This window comes from Haploplasma axanthum (assembly GCF_900660745.1).
Classification (GTDB): Bacteria; Bacillota_I; Bacilli_A; order Acholeplasmatales; family Acholeplasmataceae; genus Haploplasma; species Haploplasma axanthum.
Genome location: NZ_LR215048.1, coordinates 1,667,085 through 1,686,001, shown reverse-complemented (window position 1 = coordinate 1,686,001; position 18,917 = coordinate 1,667,085). Strand labels below are relative to the sequence as shown.

At 28.0% G+C, this 18,917-nt stretch carries 19 protein-coding genes and 1 tRNA gene; 15 read left to right on the top strand and 5 right to left on the bottom strand.

All coding sequences use genetic code 11. The annotated features are described in order from the left end of the window. Window positions 1-37 precede the first annotated feature (37 nt). A complete protein-coding gene (gene pepF, locus EXC62_RS07720) occupies window positions 38-1,804 on the bottom strand; it encodes an oligoendopeptidase F (RefSeq protein WP_026390929.1) in 1,767 nt (588 codons plus the stop codon). A gap of 177 nt (window positions 1,805-1,981) precedes the next feature. On the opposite strand from pepF, the gene spx reads away from it, so the two are divergent. Continuing rightward, window positions 1,982-2,446: a transcriptional regulator Spx gene (spx, locus tag EXC62_RS07715; RefSeq protein ID WP_026390928.1), complete on the top strand. Its 465-nt coding sequence runs from the start codon at window positions 1,982-1,984 to the stop codon at window positions 2,444-2,446. Window positions 2,447-2,505: 59 nt separating this feature from the next. Here spx and EXC62_RS07710 read toward each other — a convergent pair whose 3' ends face one another. Beyond that, window positions 2,506-3,051 carry a CYTH domain-containing protein gene (locus EXC62_RS07710; protein ID WP_026390927.1) on the bottom strand — a complete coding sequence of 182 codons (546 nt, stop codon included), beginning with the start codon at window positions 3,049-3,051 and terminating at the stop codon, window positions 2,506-2,508. Window positions 3,052-3,231: 180 nt separating this feature from the next. On the opposite strand from EXC62_RS07710, the gene gap reads away from it, so the two are divergent. From gap to EXC62_RS07685, 5 genes are all read left to right on the top strand, one after another. Then, window positions 3,232-4,245 (top strand): type I glyceraldehyde-3-phosphate dehydrogenase, encoded by a 1,014-nt coding sequence (gene gap, locus EXC62_RS07705; protein WP_026390926.1) that lies wholly within the window; start codon window positions 3,232-3,234, stop codon window positions 4,243-4,245. A 198-nt stretch (window positions 4,246-4,443) separates the two neighbouring features. Continuing rightward, window positions 4,444-5,475, top strand: a complete 1,032-nt coding sequence (rlmN, locus tag EXC62_RS07700; protein ID WP_162140285.1) for a 23S rRNA (adenine(2503)-C(2))-methyltransferase RlmN — start codon at window positions 4,444-4,446, stop codon at window positions 5,473-5,475. Then, window positions 5,472-6,431 (top strand): ribosome small subunit-dependent GTPase A, encoded by a 960-nt coding sequence (rsgA, locus tag EXC62_RS07695; protein WP_162140284.1) that lies wholly within the window; start codon window positions 5,472-5,474, stop codon window positions 6,429-6,431. The genes rlmN and rsgA overlap by 4 nt, the downstream gene beginning before the upstream one ends. Window positions 6,432-6,444: 13 nt before the next feature. Beyond that, window positions 6,445-7,074: a ribulose-phosphate 3-epimerase gene (rpe, locus tag EXC62_RS07690; protein ID WP_162140283.1), complete on the top strand. Its 630-nt coding sequence runs from the start codon at window positions 6,445-6,447 to the stop codon at window positions 7,072-7,074. Next, window positions 7,071-7,673: a thiamine diphosphokinase gene (locus EXC62_RS07685; protein WP_026390923.1), complete on the top strand. Its 603-nt coding sequence runs from the start codon at window positions 7,071-7,073 to the stop codon at window positions 7,671-7,673. Before rpe ends, EXC62_RS07685 begins: the two co-directional genes overlap by 4 nt. Window positions 7,674-7,718: 45 nt before the next feature. Here the strand turns inward: EXC62_RS07685 and rpmB are convergent, their stop codons facing one another. Next, window positions 7,719-7,910 carry a 50S ribosomal protein L28 gene (gene rpmB / locus EXC62_RS07680; protein ID WP_026390922.1) on the bottom strand — a complete coding sequence of 64 codons (192 nt, stop codon included), beginning with the start codon at window positions 7,908-7,910 and terminating at the stop codon, window positions 7,719-7,721. 300 nt (window positions 7,911-8,210) lie between these two features. On the opposite strand from rpmB, the gene EXC62_RS07675 reads away from it, so the two are divergent. The 6 genes from EXC62_RS07675 to EXC62_RS07650 all read left to right on the top strand — a co-directional run bounded on the left by EXC62_RS07675 (window position 8,211) and on the right by EXC62_RS07650 (window position 13,271). Then, on the top strand, window positions 8,211-9,878 hold the full coding sequence (locus EXC62_RS07675; protein ID WP_026390921.1) for a DAK2 domain-containing protein: 1,668 nt from the start codon (window positions 8,211-8,213) through the stop codon (window positions 9,876-9,878). A 68-nt stretch (window positions 9,879-9,946) separates the two neighbouring features. After that, window positions 9,947-10,033: transfer RNA gene (locus EXC62_RS07670), tRNA-Leu, on the top strand. Window positions 10,034-10,257: 224 nt separating this feature from the next. After that, window positions 10,258-10,800, top strand: coding sequence for a DUF402 domain-containing protein (locus EXC62_RS07665; protein WP_162140282.1), 543 nt, complete (start codon window positions 10,258-10,260; stop codon window positions 10,798-10,800). After that, window positions 10,797-11,774 (top strand): aromatic acid exporter family protein, encoded by a 978-nt coding sequence (locus EXC62_RS07660; RefSeq protein ID WP_162140281.1) that lies wholly within the window; start codon window positions 10,797-10,799, stop codon window positions 11,772-11,774. Before EXC62_RS07665 ends, EXC62_RS07660 begins: the two co-directional genes overlap by 4 nt. After that, window positions 11,771-12,508 (top strand): hypothetical protein, encoded by a 738-nt coding sequence (locus tag EXC62_RS07655; RefSeq protein WP_162140280.1) that lies wholly within the window; start codon window positions 11,771-11,773, stop codon window positions 12,506-12,508. The genes EXC62_RS07660 and EXC62_RS07655 overlap by 4 nt, the downstream gene beginning before the upstream one ends. Before the next feature lie 88 nt (window positions 12,509-12,596). After that, complete coding sequence (locus EXC62_RS07650) at window positions 12,597-13,271, top strand: hypothetical protein (RefSeq protein ID WP_026390917.1); 675 nt, start codon at window positions 12,597-12,599, stop codon at window positions 13,269-13,271. On the opposite strand, the gene EXC62_RS07645 is transcribed toward EXC62_RS07650, so the two are convergent. Then, the gene (locus EXC62_RS07645) at window positions 13,272-14,159 is read right to left on the bottom strand and encodes a DegV family protein (RefSeq protein WP_026390916.1); all 888 of its coding nucleotides are present in this window, start codon (window positions 14,157-14,159) and stop codon (window positions 13,272-13,274) included. It abuts the gene before it with no gap. 177 nt (window positions 14,160-14,336) lie between these two features. Here EXC62_RS07645 and EXC62_RS07640 point away from each other — a divergent pair, with 177 nt between their 5' ends. Further along, on the top strand, window positions 14,337-14,954 hold the full coding sequence (locus tag EXC62_RS07640; RefSeq protein ID WP_084156713.1) for a helix-turn-helix domain-containing protein: 618 nt from the start codon (window positions 14,337-14,339) through the stop codon (window positions 14,952-14,954). A gap of 121 nt (window positions 14,955-15,075) precedes the next feature. Next, window positions 15,076-16,439 (top strand): IS3 family transposase gene (locus tag EXC62_RS07635; protein WP_232034278.1). Its coding sequence is split into 2 segments (ribosomal slippage): window positions 15,076-15,451 and window positions 15,451-16,439, totalling 1,365 coding nucleotides; the frame shifts between segments, so codons are not numbered across the junction. A 65-nt stretch (window positions 16,440-16,504) separates the two neighbouring features. On the opposite strand, the gene EXC62_RS07630 is transcribed toward EXC62_RS07635, so the two are convergent. Continuing rightward, window positions 16,505-17,377, bottom strand: a complete 873-nt coding sequence (locus tag EXC62_RS07630; RefSeq protein WP_026390263.1) for an ROK family protein — start codon at window positions 17,375-17,377, stop codon at window positions 16,505-16,507. A gap of 241 nt (window positions 17,378-17,618) precedes the next feature. On the opposite strand from EXC62_RS07630, the gene EXC62_RS07625 reads away from it, so the two are divergent. Further along, the gene (locus EXC62_RS07625) at window positions 17,619-18,911 is read left to right on the top strand and encodes a glucose-6-phosphate isomerase (RefSeq protein WP_035375630.1); all 1,293 of its coding nucleotides are present in this window, start codon (window positions 17,619-17,621) and stop codon (window positions 18,909-18,911) included. The last annotated feature ends 6 nt before the right edge of the window (window positions 18,912-18,917 follow it).

Here is an 18,917-nt window from a genome sequence, read left to right as displayed (position 1 = left end):
AACTTCCTTATCATCGCAAATCAATTATAAACGTTTTTTATTTTTCTGTCAATGTTTTTTCAAGTTCATCAACTAAGAAATTGAATCTCTTAATTACGGCTCTAAATGTTTCTTTGTCTGTTAAGTCCGCACCTGCAAGTTTAGCTTGGTTAACTGGGAAATCACTTCCACCAGATTTTAACATTTTCTTGAAGTTTTCAAAGGCATCTTTTTTACCGGATTTAATATTGTCATAAATCTTTAAAGAAGCACTGTATGATGTTGCATATTGATACACATAGAATGGAGTATGGAATAAGTGAGGAATATAAGCCCAAACGTATTGTTTACCATCTTCCTTAGTAATATCTAGGTCATAGTAATGTTTATATAAATCAATCATAATTTTTGATAATACATCAGCATTAATAGGCATACCCTTTCTTACTAATTCGCTTGCTTCAAACTCATAAGTAGCGAATAATGTTTGACGGAAGAATGTTGCCATAATACCATCAATTGCTGTTTGCAATAAATCAATTTTTTGTTCTTTTGTTTTAGCATTTTTTAATAAATAATCTAGAAGTAGATGTTCATTAAATGTTGATGCTATCTCAGCTACAAAGATTGTATATCTTGCAATTGGCATTGGTTGGTTTGCATTTGAAAATAGTGAATGAGCACTATGTCCAGCTTCGTGTGCTAATGTAAATACTGCATCTAGAGTATAGTCATGGTTAAGAAGAATATATGGGTGATATCCATATAAGCTTGATGAGTAACCACCAGTACGTTTACCATCACTTGGGTAAACATCAACAAAACCAGGAGCTAATGCTTCGTGTTGCATTTTCACAAACTCTTCATCTAATCCTTCAATTGATGCAAAGAATAATTTTCTTGATAACTCATAATCATATTTTGTATCATCATGTGCAAGATTAATAAAACGATCATATGTATAATATTCATCAAGTTTTAAATATGATTTTCTTAAGTTAATATATTTTTTAATAGCAGCAGTATTTTCGTAAGCAGTATCTTTTAAATTATGGAAAACTGACTCTGGAATATTATTTCCAAATAATGCAGCATTAAGTGCTGATTCGTAGTTTCTTGATTTATAATTTGCTGCTTTTTGTTGTAAAACAAGATTATAGATATTAGCAAATGTTGATTTATTATCTTTATAGCGTTTAAATGCTGCTGCAAAGATTTTCTTTCTGTCTGCTGCACTCTTGCTATTTGCTATTAATGAACGGTAGTTAGAAGAAGTTACTTCAACTTCATCACCATTATCAAGAACAATCTTTTCATTTTTAGCATCAACAATTGAAACTGATTGATATAAGTTAGAAGGTATACTTGATGTTGGTCCAAAATTAGCAAGAATTTTTTCTTGATCTTCTGATAAAACGTGTTTTTGTTGTCTAAATAAATTTTTAATAGGGAAAACATAAGTCTTTAAAAAAGCATCTTTACTTAAAAAGTCTAGAACTTTTTCTTCACCTAAAGCTAAAACTTCAGGACTAGACCATGCTGTCTTTTGACTAAGTTCAGAAACAGCAATCATTACTTGTTGTTGCATACTAGCCTTTTCAACATCTTTCAAGTTTAAATCGCTTGATAAATGTGCATATCCATATAAACGATAAAAAAGTTTTGTAGATTCTTCCTCAAGTTTATAGTATTCTAAAAAATCATTATAATTACCAAGTTTCCCTTGGAAACTAGCAAGCTTAGGGATATAACTTTTAAGTGTTTCTAAATCCTTGTGCCAGTCTTTTTCATTTACATAATATTCATTCAAATTCCATTTAGTCATTTTTTCACCCTTTCAATATTAATAATTATTATATAACTAAATGATAAAAAAAGCCAATGATAATTGCTAAAAGTTAGTAAAAAAATGAAATACTATTGAAAAAAGGTCTAATTAAATATATAATTAAGCAACAAGAAGATAATAATTTTCTTGGATTAGATAAGGGGAGGCGATTCAATGATTACTATCTATACTACACCAAGCTGTTCATCATGTAGAAAAGCTAAGAAATGGCTGGATGACCATATGATAGAATACGTTGAAAAAAACTTATTCACCCAACCTTTAACTGATGATGATATTGAGCTTATGCTTGCAAATGCAGAAAATGGTTTTGATGATATTATTTCTACAAGATCAAAGATTTTTAAAGAAGAATCTTTAGATATTGAAGATATGCGTATTAGTGAATTAAAAGCATTTATAATCAAAAATCCAAGTGTTTTAAAAAGACCGATAATTGTTGATCAACAAAAGATGCAAGTTGGTTATAATGAGGAAGAAATTAGAGTTTTTATTCCTAAACGATTAAGAGAACTTATAATGTGCGTTGATTGTCCAACTGAAAAAGATAGTGAGTACCAAGATGCTCTTGACAAATATTTTTCTGAAGTTAAAGCAAATAATAACAATAATAAATAAGGCTAGAGGTCTTATTTTTTTATTTTTAAAGGTAGTTATAAAAAAAACACCTTTCGGTGTTATTTCATTAATGCACGTTCACTTTTTCTTTTTGTTTTAACAAATTCAATATTATGATCATTTAAGAAGTTTTCAAAAATTTGTTTTCCTTGTTCAAAATTATTAACTTCGTACTCAATTTCATAATCAGTAATACCGCGATAGTCACATCTATCAAAGAATAGAGTTCCATCTTCATGAGGAGTAGAAACGCGATAGTTGTCAAGCGCAGCTTTAAATTTAACCTTGTAATCTACATTGTCGTAGAAATCTTTAGTATTAAAACCATCTTTAATCATTTTTAAAGCCTGATCTTTTCTCAGAATAACATGGTTCTCAAAAGCGCTGTTTTCACTTTGCCTTTTTAATGTGACTTTATATCTATCACCATTTTGGCGAATTCTTAAAACAACATGGTCATTATTCAAATCTAAATTATCAGTGTCAAAATAATAATTAGTTTGTTTGAATACATTTTCCTCTAATTCGAAAAGTTTTAACATTTCTTGGTACTTTTCTTTGCTAACAGCTGTCTTAAATTCAATTTCAACATTACTTTTATGCATTTTGTCCCTCCGCTTAACATATATATCTAATACTGCCATAGAATATTATATCAAAAAAAAAAAAGTTTACCAAGTAAAACGTTTACATTTGTTACGATGTTTTAAAACATTTGATATTTCTTAATATCGTGATAAAATAGTAGTGAAAAAACAAAACCTAAATTTAAGGAGGAAATAAAAATGGCAATAAAATTAGCAATTAACGGATTTGGTCGTATTGGTCGTTTAGCTTACCGTCTTATCTCAGAAGATAAAGATTTCGAAGTTGTAGCAATCAATGACTTAACTGATGCTGAAACATTAGCATATTTATTAAAATATGATACAGCACATGGTAACTTTAGAAAAGATGAAATTTCACATGGTGAAGGGTTCATTAAAGTTGGTAAACACAAGATTGATATCTTAAGTGTTAAAGATCCAAAAGAATTACCTTGGAAAGAATTAGGAGTAGACGTTGTATTAGAATGTACAGGTTTATTCACAAGCGAAGAAAAAGCTCATTGGCATATTGAAGCAGGTGCTAAAAAAGTATTAATTAGTGCTCCTGCAACTGGAAATGTTAAAACAGTTGTATTCAATGTTAATGATGATATTTTAGATGGTAGTGAAACTTTAATTAGTGGTGCTTCATGTACAACTAACTGTTTAGCTCCAGTTGCTAAAGTATTAAACGATAAATTTGGTATTGTTAAAGGATTCATGACTACAGTTCATGCTTATACAGCTGATCAATCATTAATGGATCAACCACATAAAAAAGGTATTTACTCAAGACGTGGACGTGCAGCTGCAGCTTCAATCATTCCTTCATCAACAGGTGCTGCAAAAGCAATCGGTTTAGTATTACCAGAATTAAAAGGTAAATTAGATGGAACTGCATTACGTGTTCCAACTGTTACTGGTTCAGTTGTTGACTTAACAGTTGAATTAGCTAAGAATGTAACTATTGAAGAAGTTAATGCAGCAATTAAAGCAGCAGCTAACGAAACATTAGCATACACTGAAGACCCAATCGTATCAGTAGATATTATTGGAGATACTCATGGTTCAACATTTGATGCTCATACAACTCAAGTTGTTACAGTTGATGGTAAACAATTAGTTAAAGTTATGACTTGGTATGATAATGAAATGAGTTATACTGCTCAATTAATTAGAACTGCTAAGAAAATTGCTCACTTAACTAAATAATTTTGTAAGATTAAAGACCGAGAAATCGGTCTTTTTTGTTATGTAAGAGAATTATGGTAAAGTAAGAGATAAAAAGATTAATAATGAAGTTTTTAATTTAAAATTGCAGTTTATAATCCTGCATTTTTTCTTTCTTACATAAAAACATTTTATTTCGTAATAATAAATAAAAAATGATATAATGTATCAGGTGATATGATGTTAATATATGATTTATCATATGAGGAGTTACAAGAATTCCTAATAAAAAATGGATACAAAAAATATCGTGCTGATCAAGTATGGCACTGGATTTACAAACAAAAGGTCAAAGACTTTGATAATATGAATAATATTCCTAAAGAAATTATTGAATTATTAAAGGCTAATTTTCGTTTTAATGCACTTGAATTGGTTATGAAGAACCAAAGTGTAGATGGAACTTTAAAATGTTTATATGGCTTAGAAGACAAAAATTTAATTGAAACAGTTTTAATGTCACATTCTTATGGAAAAAGCATTTGTGTTACAACTCAAGTTGGTTGTAATATTGGGTGTACTTTTTGTGCATCAGGCGTTTTAAGAAAAAAACGTGATTTAACAGCTGGAGAAATAATTGCTCAAATAATAGATACTGAAATTCTTTTAGGTGAAAGAATTAGCCATATCGTTGTTATGGGAATTGGTGAACCGTTCGATAATTACGAAAATCTTCTTAAGTTTTTAAAAACTGTTAACGATCCAAATGGATTAGCAATTGGTGCTAGACACATAACTGTTTCAACATCAGGATTAGTTAATAAGATTAAGGAATACGCTGATTTAGAATTACAAGTTAATTTAGCGATTAGTTTGCATGCTCCTAATAATGAAATTAGAAGTAATCTAATGAGAATAAATAAAGCTTATCCAATTGAAAAATTGATTGAAGCTATTAAATATTATATTGAAAAAACAAACAGAAGAGTAACAATTGAATATATTTTAATTCAAGATGTTAATGATGGGGTAAAAGAAGCAATAGAACTTGCTAATTTACTAAGAGGATTAAATGTATATGTTAATTTAATTCCTTATAATGAAGTAGCAGAAGCAAGTTATAAACGCTCAAGTCGAGAACATCAATTAGCATTTTATGATGCGTTAACGAGAAATGGGATTACATCTACATTAAGAAAAGAACAAGGTCATGATATTAATGCTGCGTGTGGACAATTACGTAGTAATAATTTAACTAAGGAGAATGCATGATTATAAAAGGTTTAATAAGAAAACAAATTTCTAATCAATATACTGTGATAGATTTGGAAACAAAACTTGAGTATAATGCTGTTGCTAGTGGGAAATTAAGATATGTTAAAGTAGATGAAAATAGTAGTTTCAATAAAACATATGGAAGAAACACTAAGAAGCAACAACAAATTATAAAAGTTAGTCCAAAAGTTGGCGACAAAATCTTATTAGATACGTCAATGGATCAAAATGTTATTATTGAAATTAAAGATCGAATAAATGATTTAATAAGACCAGACGTTGCTAACGTCGATCAAGTTTTATTAGTTTTTTCTTGTATAAGACCTGTTTTTAGTTTTCATCTCTTAGATAAATTTTTAGTCATTTTAAATGAACAAAACTTAAATGTGACTTTAGTTATTTCTAAGATTGATTTGATAAGTGAAGAAGAGTTAACAATTTTAAAAGAAAAACTCGAGTATTATCGTGTAAATCTTAATATGGAAATATATTATGTTAATAGTAAACAACGAATAGGATTTGATGTTTTAGAACATATTTTCAAGGATAAAATAACTGTTTTAGCAGGCCAAACAGGTGTTGGTAAATCAACATTGTTAAATGCACTTATCCCTGAATTAAAACTTAAAACACAAGAAATATCTGATGCTTTAGGACGTGGAAAGCATACTACAAGACATTCTGAATTATATGATTTTAATGAAGGTTATATTTGTGATACTCCAGGTTTTTCTAAAATTGAAATTAACATTTATGAAAAAGAAGAATTAAAGAGTTATTACGAAGATTTTACTGAACTTTCGCATGATTGTAAATTTAATACATGTAATCATATTAATGAACCAAACTGTGCGATTAAAGAAGCGGTAAAAGATGGTATTATTCCTGAAGATAGATATGAAAATTATGTTAAATTTTATGAAGAAATTGAAAGTAAGAAAAATAAGTATTGAAAGGATGATTTAAATGAAAATTGCACCTTCAGTTTTAACAGCTGATTTCACTAATTTGAAAAATGAAATTGATTCAATAAGTGATGCAGATTTAATTCATATTGATATTATGGATGGTAATTTTGTTCCAAATATTTCTTTTGGTCCTGCAATTACAAAACAAATATCTAAAGTATCAAATAAAAATTTAGATGTTCATTTAATGGTTTTAGATCCATTAAATTGGATTGATGAATTTAGTTTAGAAAATGTTGAATATATTACGGTTCATTTTGAATCAAATAATTTTCTTGAAGCTTTAACTAAGATTCGTAAAAATGGTAAAAAAGTTGGATTGACAATTAAGCCAGAAACATCAGTAAGTCTGATTTCAAAATATTTGAAAGATGTCGACTTAGTGTTAATCATGAGTGTTAAACCAGGTTTTGGTGGACAAAAGTTTATCCCTGAAAGTTTGAATAAAGTAAAAGAGTTAGTAGATTTAAGAGAAAAAAACAATTATAAGTATGTGATTGAAATAGATGGTGGTATTAATGGAGAGACTGCGCCTTTAGTAAAAAAAGCTGGAGTTGATATTGCTGTTGTGGGTTCATATTTATTTAATAAAAAAGAACGTAATAAAGAAATGGAAAAACTACGATGAAAGTCGTTGTTTTTTCAAATATAGTCCCTGATAAAGTAAATAGTTTAGTTGGTATCGAAAATGATGATTTTATTATTGCTGTTGATGGGGCATTTGATAGTTTAATTAAACAAAAGGTAAGAGTCAATCTAGTAGTAGGTGACCTAGATTCAATTAGTGATACTAAATTATTGAAGAAATATGATGTTTTAAAGCTTAATAAAGAAAAAGATGATACTGACACTAAAGTTGCTATTAAAGAGGCTTATAAGCGAAGTAAAACAGTAATATTAGTAGGTGGAATCCAAGGTAGAAGAATTGAACATTTTCTTGCTAATATTAATTTACTAGATGAACATAATAATTTAATGATTGTTGATCAAAACTCAAAAATATATTTACTTGAAAAAGGTAAGCATATGATTAATAAAAATGGTTATGTTAGTTTCTTTGCATATGAGGATAAGACAATTATTACGCTTGAAGGATTCAAATATCCATTAAAGAATTATGAATTAACAAAACATGATTCCTTATGTATATCAAATGAAGTAATTAGATTGTATGGTGAAATAGAAATTAGTATGGGTAGAGTTTTAGTAATTGAATCAAAAAAATAAAAAAGGACTTTTAAATTAAGTCCTTTTATTATTTAAAATTAAGAATTAGCCACGTTGTTCTAAATTGAATTTCTTAAGAGCGCGAGCGGAAACTTTAACTTTCTTAGTTGTTCCGTCTTCTAATTGAATACGAACAGTTTGTAAATTACTTTTCCATTGACGTCTTGTGGCATTTAGTGCGTGACTACGTTTATTACCTGATAATGTTTGTTTACCTGTTACATAGCATTTAGCCATAATTACCTCACTCCTTACTGCACTCAATAATTTAACATAAACTAATAAAAAAAGCAACAAAAGATTTATATAATTATAAAAATAAACAAAAAAGTTACAAATTAGGAATCAAAATTATTGAAAATCTTCTCTTTTTAAGTGTTTGTGGTATAATGTATGTGGAATGAAGATAGTCAATCTTCTCATTTTAGTTTGACTTTCAAACAAAACAGTGTATAATTAAACACATGAATTTTCTTAATCACCTCATTCCGACGATATAGAAAAATTCTATATTATAAAAATTTAGGAGGGTCTTTAATGGCTAACAAAACTGTCAGTGGAACTCTATTTAAAAGAATGATAACAAACGGAGCAGTTAATTTAAAAAACAACCATAAAGAAATTGATCACTTAAATGTTTTTCCAGTACCAGATGGTGATACAGGAACAAATATGCAAATGACAATGATGGCTGGAGTAAAAGAAGTTAAAAAAACAGAAACAGAATCAATTATAGATATTTCAAAAATTCTATCTCGTGGATTACTAATGGGAGCTAGAGGAAACTCAGGTGTTATCCTTTCCCAATTTTTCCGTGGGCTTTATTCAGAAATTTCAAAAATTGATAATGGATCTGCAACTGTTGATGAATTTATTCAAGCATTAGTTGGTGGATATCAAATGGCATATCGTGCTGTAATGGATCCAGTAGAAGGAACAATATTAACTGTAGTAAGAGAATCTGCCGAAAAAGTGCTCCAAGAACGTCAGAATTTAAATAGTGTTGAAGATGTATTAAAAGTATATTTACAACAAGCGAAAGAAACATTAACTAAAACACCAGAATTATTGCCTGTATTAAAAGAAGCAGGAGTAGTAGATAGTGGTGGTGCAGGGTTTATAAAGATTATTGAAGGATGGGTTATGGCACTTAACGGTGAAGAACTATCTGAACAATTCTTAAATGAAGCAGTAAAAGCTGATTTACATGATCATGATCACGTTGGTGCACATGCACTTGGTGAAATTGATATTAAATTTGGATATTGTACTGAATTTATTGTAAAATTATTTGATTATGAAAAATTTGATGAAAAATTCATGAAAGAACCATTATCACAAATGGGTGATTCATTAGTAGTTGTTACTGATGATGACTTGTTAAAAGTACACGTTCATACTAATCAACCAGGGGTTGCTTTAACATTAGCACAAAAATATGGTGATATTCAAACGATTAAAGTTGAAAATATGAGATTACAACATAGTACAATTATGGATGATGTTGAACCACATACTCACGCACCAAAAGTAAAAAAAGAAAAGTCTAAATATGCAGTTATTGCAGTAGCGGCTGGTGAAGGTATTAAAAATGCATTTATCGAATTAGGTGTTGATAAGGTAATTGATGGTGGACAAACAATGAATCCATCTGCTGAAGACTTTGTTAATGCAATTAATGATGTTAATGCTGAAAATATTATTTTATTACCAAATAATTCAAATATTATTCTGACTGCAGAACAAACTATTGAATTATGTCCAGAACATAATATTAGAGTAGTTAAAAGCAAAAATATAGCTCAAGGATATGGTTCATTAATCGCTTTTGATCCAACAATTGATCTTGATGAAAATCATGAGGTAATGACAGAAGCAATTAAAGAAATGAAATCTGGAGAAGTAACTTATTCAATTAGAGATACTGAATTAAAAGGTGTTAAAATTTCTGAAGGTGATTTTATCGGAATTGCTGGTGGAGAAATCAAAGTTGCAGAAAAAACACGTTTAGATGCAACAAAAAAACTAGTTGATTTATTAGTTACAACAGATAGTGAAATTGCAACAATTTTCTTTGGTGAAGAAGTAGACGAAGATGAATTAGAAGATGTAGTTGCACATGTTAAACAAGTTAGTCCAGATATTGAGGTTGAACTTGTTGACGGAAAACAAGATATATATTCTTATATACTTGCTATTGAATAGAAAATATAAAGGACATTTTGTCCTTTTTTCTTTATATTGACTATTAAAAATGTTATAATAATATGGATGCGAAATTGGTGGAATTGGTATACACGCTATCTTGAGGGGGTAGTGGACGTAAGTCCGTGGGGGTTCAAATCCCCCATTTCGCACCATTTTAAAATATCGGCTTAATAGAGCCGTTTTTTTATTTGATAACAAAGGACAGTTAAGATTTTTAAAAAAATAAAAACTAAAAAGCATTATATTTATTGTGCGTTTAAGTAATAAGCAAGATGAAAATAAAGAATTCTTTTTATGAAATCCTTTTTTAATTAATATAAAACTTTTATATCTTATAAATAAATGCTATAATGTTAATAAGTTTTGAGGTGAAATTATGGAATTAATTAAAGAGATGTCTGTGAGCATTCAAAGTTATAAACATGATCAAAAAATTCACCGCGTATGGAAAAACACAAAAGTAATTGATAAAAATGAACATATGTTAGTTACTGCACATAATAAAGCTAAAGTTATTGAAGAAAATGGAAGAACTTGGTATACAAAAGAACCTGCAATTTGCTATTTTTATGATAATGCATGGTTTAATGTTATTGTTATGTTCAAAAAGGACGGAATTTATTATTACTGTAATTTGTCGAGTCCTTATCTATATGATGGTGAAGCAATTAAGTATATTGATTATGATCTAGATGTAAAAGTGTATCCTGATGGTACATATAAAGTTTTAGATGAAAATGAATATAATTATCATTTGAAAAAAATGCATTACCCAATGGATGTTAAAAGTATTATTGAAAATGAACTTAAAGTATTGATTGATAAAATTATAAAAAAAGAAGCTCCATTTAATAATGAATATGTTATGAATCATTATAATATAGCTTTTTTTGATCAATTGAAGGAAAAGAAAGTATGAAAACAAAATTAGTTCATATTTCAATAAAAATGATAATTGCTGGAATAGTAACTCTTTTTCTAGCATATTTTTTAAATGTTAGATATTATACTACGGCTAGTGCTATAGCAATTCTATCAATACAATGGACAAAAAGAGATTTTATTAATATAGCAATTAAAAGATTAATAAGCGGAGTAGCTGCTATTTTATTAGCAACACTAATGTTTACATATATTGGTCATTCTTTTTTAGTTTTTTCTTGTTTCTTAATTATTTTCATATCAGCATCATGGTTTTTAAATGCACCAGAAGGTATTGTTCCAAGTGTTGTTATAGTAACACATCTCTTGAGCATAGACATGATAACATTTGCTTTTGTACTTGAAGAAACGTTATTACTCGTAATAGCAATCGGAGTAGCATTTATTGTTAATATGATTTATCCTCAGTCAAGTGTTCAAAGTATGAAAAAGAGTTTAAGAGATGTAGATTCTATTCTTGAAGAAAAGCTTTTAAAAATTAAAAATAAACTTTTAAATACTGAGAAAACTGAATTAAAAATAAACTCAAAAAAAGAATTAGGAAAAATAATGAGTGAAGTTCATATGATTGATAGAGATATTATTTTACAAAATGATCATCGATATATTACATATTTATATATGAGAAATATGCAAATAAGTGTTCTTGATGCAATTGATAAAAATGTTGATAGCATAAAAGAAAATCATCCATATAGATTTGTTATCGCTGATTTTATTGATAAAGTTGGCAAAAGTATTGGCTTTAATAATTATGCTTCTAAATTAATTGTTGAGTTAGAAGAATTAAAGGAATATTTTGTGAAATCAGAATTACCAAAGACAAGGATTGAATTTGAAACTAGAGCAGTTCTATTTCAAATAATAAATGAATTAGAAACATTTTTAAGTCTTAAAATTGAGTTTCACAATAAATATCCTAATTTTATTGAAAAGGAGAATTTACAATGAATTTTATTGAAAGATTGAAAGCACAAAAAGGTACAGGATTATCTGGGAATTTATTATTTATGTTTATGTTTGTTGTTAGTGCTGCAGATATAGCAGTAACTCTTTCTTATGGAATCGAGTTTAGTCTAATATGGCAAGCATTACTAATTAAAATAGTAGGATATGTTATTTGGATTCTAATTGCTACTAAGTTCGAAAATATCGGAAGTTCATTTGTAGCTCATTTTATATGTTTTGCATTTTTTGTACCAGAGAGCTTAAGAATGGTTTATGAATTAATTACTATGCAAACGTCATATGGATTAATTGATGGGATAATAATATTATTTAGTGGTTTTGTTGCAGCGTATTCACTTATTAAAATGTATGCACATCGAGATGAAATTAAACTTTATCAAGTGAGTGTAAAAAGAGAGATTAAACTTTTACTAACTATTACACTAATTTATTCATATTTTAATTTTAGTTTTCTAACAACGATTCTTTATATCGTAATAATTCTTTTAATACTTGCAACCTCTAAAGCAAAAGAATCATTATTGTTTGTAATTGCTGTTTATGTTTTAGATGTTTTTAGTGACTTAATAAATGTAAGAGTAATATCTACACTAGGAATAATGGAATTAATTATGTATGCTATAGGAATATTAATAAGTATTTTTATAATATATTTTGCTTATAGAGTTTACCGTGAATCAGATTTTGATAATTTGGATTCTGAATATTATGCGTGATTGAGTTAGTCATTTGACTAACTTTTTTTATTATAAAAGTAAAATCTCTTTTATTTAGTAATGATAAAGTAGAAGGGAGTTTTTATTTATGAGTAAAGTTTTTATTTTTCTTTTAATTGGATTTAGTGTGTTTTACTATACAAATACTAGTGTTAATGATTTAAAGCCCGCTAAAAGCGAATTTGACACAATAATCAATGATATCAACAATCCGTATAGTCAGGTTGATATTCTAAATATTTTAAAGTTAAGAGCTATTGATCAAAATGATGGTGATATTAGTGTTAAGATTAAACTGGTCCGAGATGAATATGATGATAATCAAAGAAGGATTGGAAAATATATTCAAGAGTATTCAGTAGTTAATAGTTTAAATAAAACAACAAATTATTTTTTAACTATCGTTAATATAAGTTTTAGCGAAGAAATAGAAGAATTGATACTTCAAGAACAAGGGATATTAATTGAAGAAATAATTCAAATAATTGTTAAAGATAAAAAAATAGATTATGAAGATTATCAAATTAGAGTTGATGAATACAGTGGTAATGAAAAAGCAAATGGAAAGTTTTATATAGAAATTATGTTTAAAAATAAAAAAGAAAATAAATTAATAAAAGTACTAGTAGTTAATGAAGCCTATATTGAAGAGAAAAATAATAAAACTATTTTAATATTAACAATTATAATAGTTAGTGCTATAGTAGTGGGTTTTGTATATAAAAAAAGAATCCTTGTTAGAAACAAGAATTCAAAGGATTAGTTATTCACTTCTTTTCGTACCCCAGAAAAATAATGCTAATGTTCCAGGACCTGTATGACTACCTATAGTAGTACCTACATTGAAAATTTCTACTTTTCCATTCAGTTTTGGAAAGGTTTTTTCAATGTTACGTGCTACCTCTAACGCATCATCTAAACAATCAGCATGCGAGATAAAACATTTTTCTGAGTAGTCAATATTATCATATGCATATTCTATCATTTTATCAACTATTTTTGACATAACACGTTTTTTACCAACAACTTTAAATCGTGGTATTAACATGCCTTTATCATTCATATTAAGTAAAGGACACATGCGAAGAATAGAACCAATAAAACCTGCGGCTTGAGTTATACGACCACCTTTAACATAATAAGATAAATCAGTTGAATAAAACCAATGATGTAAGTTTAATTTATTATCTTCAATCCAAGATTGTAATTGGCTTATTGGAAGGTTTTTATCACGCTGATCAGCAATTTTATCCATTAATAACCCATATCCAGAAGAAGCTGCTAAAGAATCAATGATAATTATTTTTCTATTTGGATAAGATTCTAAAAGAATTCTTTGTGCGATATTTGCAGAATTGAATGCACTTGAAATTCCTGATGATAAAGATACATGTAGAATATCTAAGCCTTTTTTTAAGAAAGGTTCAAAAAAACTTATAAACTCATCAACATTAACTTGAGAAGTTTTTGTATCTGCACCACTTCTCATCAAGTTGTAAAAATCTTTATATGGAATTGTTTGACCTAAATCATCTAAGTAATCTTTTCCATCAATTATGTAATGGAAACCGATATAATTAATATTTCTTTTTTTTAAATATTCAATTGATAAATCCGCTGTTGAACAGCAAGTAAGTACATAGTTACTCATTTTCTCACACCCTTTTATATTGTTTTTGACAATTTTGTAGCATTTTATTCCTTTTTTTGTATATATTTATTATATTCGTACGTATGCAAAGTATCAACCTACTAATAGTTTTATAAAAAATAGAGTTATAAAATCAACTCTACTTTGAGTAGAGTAGCAAATTATGGTAAAATAAATATGATTAAGATAAACATGGAGTTGATTAGATCTATGAATCAAGAAAAAATAGCAAAACAAATTGCTGATAATATTATTTATTATCGAAAAAAGTTTAATTTAACTCAAGCAGATTTAGCTGAGAAATTAAACTATTCAGATAAAAGTATCTCAAAATGGGAAAGATCTGAAGGTATTCCGTCAGTTTTAGTTTTAAAAGAACTAGCAGATTTCTTTGGAATTAGTTTAGATGATATGTTGAGTGATAAAAAAGTTAAATCAAAATTAAACAAAGGGATGAAAAGATATACTGTAGCATATTTTTATGCTTCAATTGTGATAGTTTTAGCAGGTATAGCGTATGGGATCTTATCAATATTACAAATTGACTATACTGCTTGGCATTTATTCATATATGCACTACCAGTTTCCTCTCTTGTTCTTATGATTTTTTCAATCGTATGGAAGAAAAGGTTTATTTCATTTATATATACGACAACATTTATTTGGACTGCAGCATTATCATTATTTATATCAATCGATATTCCAAATAAATACTGGATTTTTATTATTGTAATTCCAATATATTTCTTTGTAATTTATTTGATGCATTTAATAAATATTAAAAGATTTAGATAAAAAAAAGCAAGTTCGAAAGTAAAATGTACCCTATAAAACGGACTCCTTAAAAAAAGGATACTCTAGTTTTATAGGGTATTTTTGTTTGGTATAATAAGAATATATGAAAGCAGGTGAACAAATGGGAATACATTACTTTACGGAAGAGCAGGTAAAAGAACTTAAACAGAATCCTAATGTTAAAAGTGTAAGTATAAAAGGAATTACATACCACAAGCACTTTAAGAATCATTTTTTGATTGAACATGCAAAAGGTAAACTACCACGTCAGATATTTATTGAAGCAGGTTTTGATGATGAAGTTTTAGGTGAATCAAGAATAAATAATTCATCGAATAGATGGCGTAAACAATCCAAACGTTTAGAAGGGTTAAATGATACGAGACAAAGAAATTTAGGTAGACCAAAGACTAAACACTTAACCAAAGATGAAATCATTGAAAGACAACGATTAGAGATTGAGTATTTAAAACAGGAACGAGAACTATTATTGGAACTGGAAAGGCTAGAAAGGTTGGCGATCAAAAAGGAAAAGTTAAGCCCAGGGAAAAATATGAAATCATCAAAAGATTAAGGAATAATAAGAAATGGAAAATATCAATTGACGAGATGGTAAAAATAGCAGGTGTATCAAAAAGCGGCTACTATAGTTATTTAAGTGATAGTGAGACTAGACAAACTAGAACTTTTAATGATGAAGAAGCATTTGAATTCATTATGTCAGCATATAGATATAAAGGTTTCAATAAAGGGGCTAGAATGATTAAAATGACTTTAGAAGACCAATTTAATATCATTATGAACATTAAGAAAATCCGTAGACTGATGAAAAAGTTTGGACTTTTTTGTCCGATTAGAAAAGCTAACCCATATAGACGAATGGCGAAAGCTTTAAAAACAAGTCATGTCGCTCCTAATAAATTAGAACGAAAATTTAAAGAAGGTAATCCTAATCAAATTCTTCTTACTGATATTACATATTTGACATACGACTTGAATAAACGTGCTTATCTATCAGCGATTAAAGATGGAGTAACCAATGAAATACATGCCTATCAAGTATCAAAATCATTAGATATCAAATTTGTTGAAGATACCATGAAAGATTTGGATAAAATTGAGTTAGCATCAGACGCATTAATTAATTCTGATCAAGGAAGTCATTATACATCTTTATCATTTCAACGCATGATAAAAGAGTTAAACTTGGAACAATCCATGTCAAGGCGTGGTAACTGCTGGGACAACGCACCGATCGAATCGTTCTTTGGTCACATGAAAGATGAAATTAATTTAATAGATTGTAAGACTTTTGAAGAAGTTAAAGAGGCTATTGATAAATATATTGATTATTATAATAATCACCGCTATCAATGGAATCTTAAACGTATGACACCTAAAAATTATGGTGATATGTTCAGAAATAAAAACAAAAAAGATGGCCTCTCCTTAGAAGTTAAGCCATCTCTAATAGCGTTACATTAACAATGCAGATACTTTTTTTTATTTAGTCCTTGACTTGGGGTACACATTAAAAATGAACTTGTTTTTTATTTAAAAGTTAATTTGAAATTTTTAAATGCACCAATCATTCCTGCATCATTTTTAGTTTTTGCAAGAGTGATTTTAAATTTATCTCCAAAATAATCCCAAAGTTTTGGAGTTAATTTAGCTTTTAATTCATTTAAGAATCTTTCACCACGATTAGTAATACCTCCACCTAAAACAATATGATCAGGGTTTAGTACATAAATAATATTTGCTAATCCTGTTGCTAGATTATCATAAAAAGTATCAACTATTTTGATTATTTCTTCATTACCACTATCATAGAGTTTAAAAACATTAACTCCATTATCTAGTTCAGGGTAGATTTCATTAGCTGCTGCTACTAAAGAAGAAGTAGAAGCAAGACCTTCATATGTATTATGTCCAATTTTCATTTTTCCCCATTCGCCAGCTGTAAATAAGAAACCTTTGTGAAGATTATTATCAATAAAAATTGCTCCACCAATACCTGTACCAACAGTCATAGCAATTACACACTTCATTTTATCACTGTTTATTACTAAATCTTTTTCACAAAGTGCCATACTATTTACATCGTTTTCTGCTGAAACCGGAACATTTAAATGAGCAAGTTCTTTTCTAAAATTCACTTCTTCATAATTGATAATTGAAATACTTGGTGTAAGTATCTGAGTTGTTTCATCAATTACACCTGTTGATGAGATTGCAATTCCTTCTAATTTATATTCTTTACTTAATTCTTTGAATAGGTCAGAAATTTGCTTTGTAACATTTTTTCCTCCTAGATGACCGTTTGTTGGAGTAATAGATTTGAAAACTAATTCTGCATTTTCATTTATAACTCCGTACTTCATATCAGTACCACCTATGTCTACTGTGAAAAAATATCTCATTTTATCGCCTCCTAATAAATACAATTATATGATAATTGTTATTTAAAAACAAGTTAATAATGCGAAAATGAATGCTAAAGTTGAAAAAAGAGTCTAATTTATTGAATAGCAACTAATTAATAAAAAGATAAACAATTTTCTATTTAAAAAACTTATGATAATAGTAAAAATAAACAATAATATGATATAATCATATTTGGTTAAATAATATTAATAATTAGGTATAGAGAGGAAGAAAAAGATGAAATTAAATATTGAATATGCTAAGTCATTCGTTGAATTTAATCAAGATGAAATGCAAAAAAGAGTAAATAAAATTCACGAAATGATTCATCAAGAAGAAAAACCATCAGATTTTTTAGGATGGTTAGATATTCCTGTAACTGAACAAAAAGATTTATTAGGAAGAATTAAAAAGACAGCTGAAAGAATACGTAAAAATAGTCAAGTATTAGTTGTTGTAGGTATTGGAGGTTCATATGCAGGTAGTAAAGCAGGAATCGAGTTTTTAGATAAACCATTTGCTAAACAAGATATTGAAGTATTATATGCTGGACATAATATGTCAGGAAGATACTTAAAAAACTTACTAGAATATTTAAAAGATAAAGATTTTAGCGTTAACGTTATTTCAAAATCTGGTACTACAACTGAACCAGCGATTGCTTTTAGAGTTTTAAAGAACGAACTTATTAAAAGATATGGCAAGAACTATGCAGAAAGAGTAATTGCAACAACTGATGGTAAAAAAGGAAGCTTGCATGAACTATCTAAGAATGAAGGATACGAAATGTATGTTATTCCTGATAGTGTTGGTGGAAGATTTAGTGTTTTAACACCAGTAGGATTATTACCATTTGCTGTAAAAGGATATGATATTGATGCTATCCTTGAAGGAGCAAAAGATATTTATACAAAATCATTAAACCCTGATTTAAACAAAAATGATGTTTATTTATATGCTGTAATGCGTTATTTGCTTTACGTATCAGGTAAAAAAATCGAAATGTTAGTTAATTATGATCCAAATTTAGGATTCTTTGCTGAATGGTGGAAACAATTATTTGGTGAATCAGAAGGTAAAGATGGAAAAGGATTATTTGTAGCAAGTGCAAACTTTTCAACTGACTTACATTCATTAGGACAATACATTCAAGAAGGCGAAAGACACTTATTCGAAACAGTTTTAAAGATTAATGAAATTAATGATGATGTTATAATTGAAAAAGAAGATAATGATTTAGATAATTTAAATTATTTAGCAGGTAAATCAATTAAATATGTTAATGAAAAAGCAATTGATGGAACAATCTTAGCGCACGTAGATGGTAATGTTCCAAATATGTTAATTGAAGTTAAAGATATTTCAGAACATACTTTTGGACAAATGATTTATTTCTTTGAATTAGCTTGTGCTATGAGTGCTTATTTATTAGATGTAGATCCATTTAATCAACCAGGTGTAGAAAAATATAAGAAAAATATGTTTGCATTACTTGGTAAAAAAGGCTACGAAAACGTTTTGAAAAAGTAAGTATTA

Coding starts and splice junctions, on each gene's coding strand:
- pepF (WP_026390929.1), bottom strand. CDS start 1,804: ATGACTAAATGGAATTTGAATGAATATTATGTAAATGAAAAAGACTGG.
- spx (WP_026390928.1), top strand. CDS start 1,982: ATGATTACTATCTATACTACACCAAGCTGTTCATCATGTAGAAAAGCT.
- EXC62_RS07710 (WP_026390927.1), bottom strand. CDS start 3,051: ATGCATAAAAGTAATGTTGAAATTGAATTTAAGACAGCTGTTAGCAAA.
- gap (WP_026390926.1), top strand. CDS start 3,232: ATGGCAATAAAATTAGCAATTAACGGATTTGGTCGTATTGGTCGTTTA.
- rlmN (WP_162140285.1), top strand. CDS start 4,444: ATGTTAATATATGATTTATCATATGAGGAGTTACAAGAATTCCTAATA.
- rsgA (WP_162140284.1), top strand. CDS start 5,472: ATGATTATAAAAGGTTTAATAAGAAAACAAATTTCTAATCAATATACT.
- rpe (WP_162140283.1), top strand. CDS start 6,445: ATGAAAATTGCACCTTCAGTTTTAACAGCTGATTTCACTAATTTGAAA.
- EXC62_RS07685 (WP_026390923.1), top strand. CDS start 7,071: ATGAAAGTCGTTGTTTTTTCAAATATAGTCCCTGATAAAGTAAATAGT.
- rpmB (WP_026390922.1), bottom strand. CDS start 7,910: ATGGCTAAATGCTATGTAACAGGTAAACAAACATTATCAGGTAATAAA.
- EXC62_RS07675 (WP_026390921.1), top strand. CDS start 8,211: ATGGCTAACAAAACTGTCAGTGGAACTCTATTTAAAAGAATGATAACA.
- EXC62_RS07665 (WP_162140282.1), top strand. CDS start 10,258: ATGGAATTAATTAAAGAGATGTCTGTGAGCATTCAAAGTTATAAACAT.
- EXC62_RS07660 (WP_162140281.1), top strand. CDS start 10,797: ATGAAAACAAAATTAGTTCATATTTCAATAAAAATGATAATTGCTGGA.
- EXC62_RS07655 (WP_162140280.1), top strand. CDS start 11,771: ATGAATTTTATTGAAAGATTGAAAGCACAAAAAGGTACAGGATTATCT.
- EXC62_RS07650 (WP_026390917.1), top strand. CDS start 12,597: ATGAGTAAAGTTTTTATTTTTCTTTTAATTGGATTTAGTGTGTTTTAC.
- EXC62_RS07645 (WP_026390916.1), bottom strand. CDS start 14,159: ATGAGTAACTATGTACTTACTTGCTGTTCAACAGCGGATTTATCAATT.
- EXC62_RS07640 (WP_084156713.1), top strand. CDS start 14,337: ATGATTAAGATAAACATGGAGTTGATTAGATCTATGAATCAAGAAAAA.
- EXC62_RS07630 (WP_026390263.1), bottom strand. CDS start 17,377: ATGAGATATTTTTTCACAGTAGACATAGGTGGTACTGATATGAAGTAC.
- EXC62_RS07625 (WP_035375630.1), top strand. CDS start 17,619: ATGAAATTAAATATTGAATATGCTAAGTCATTCGTTGAATTTAATCAA.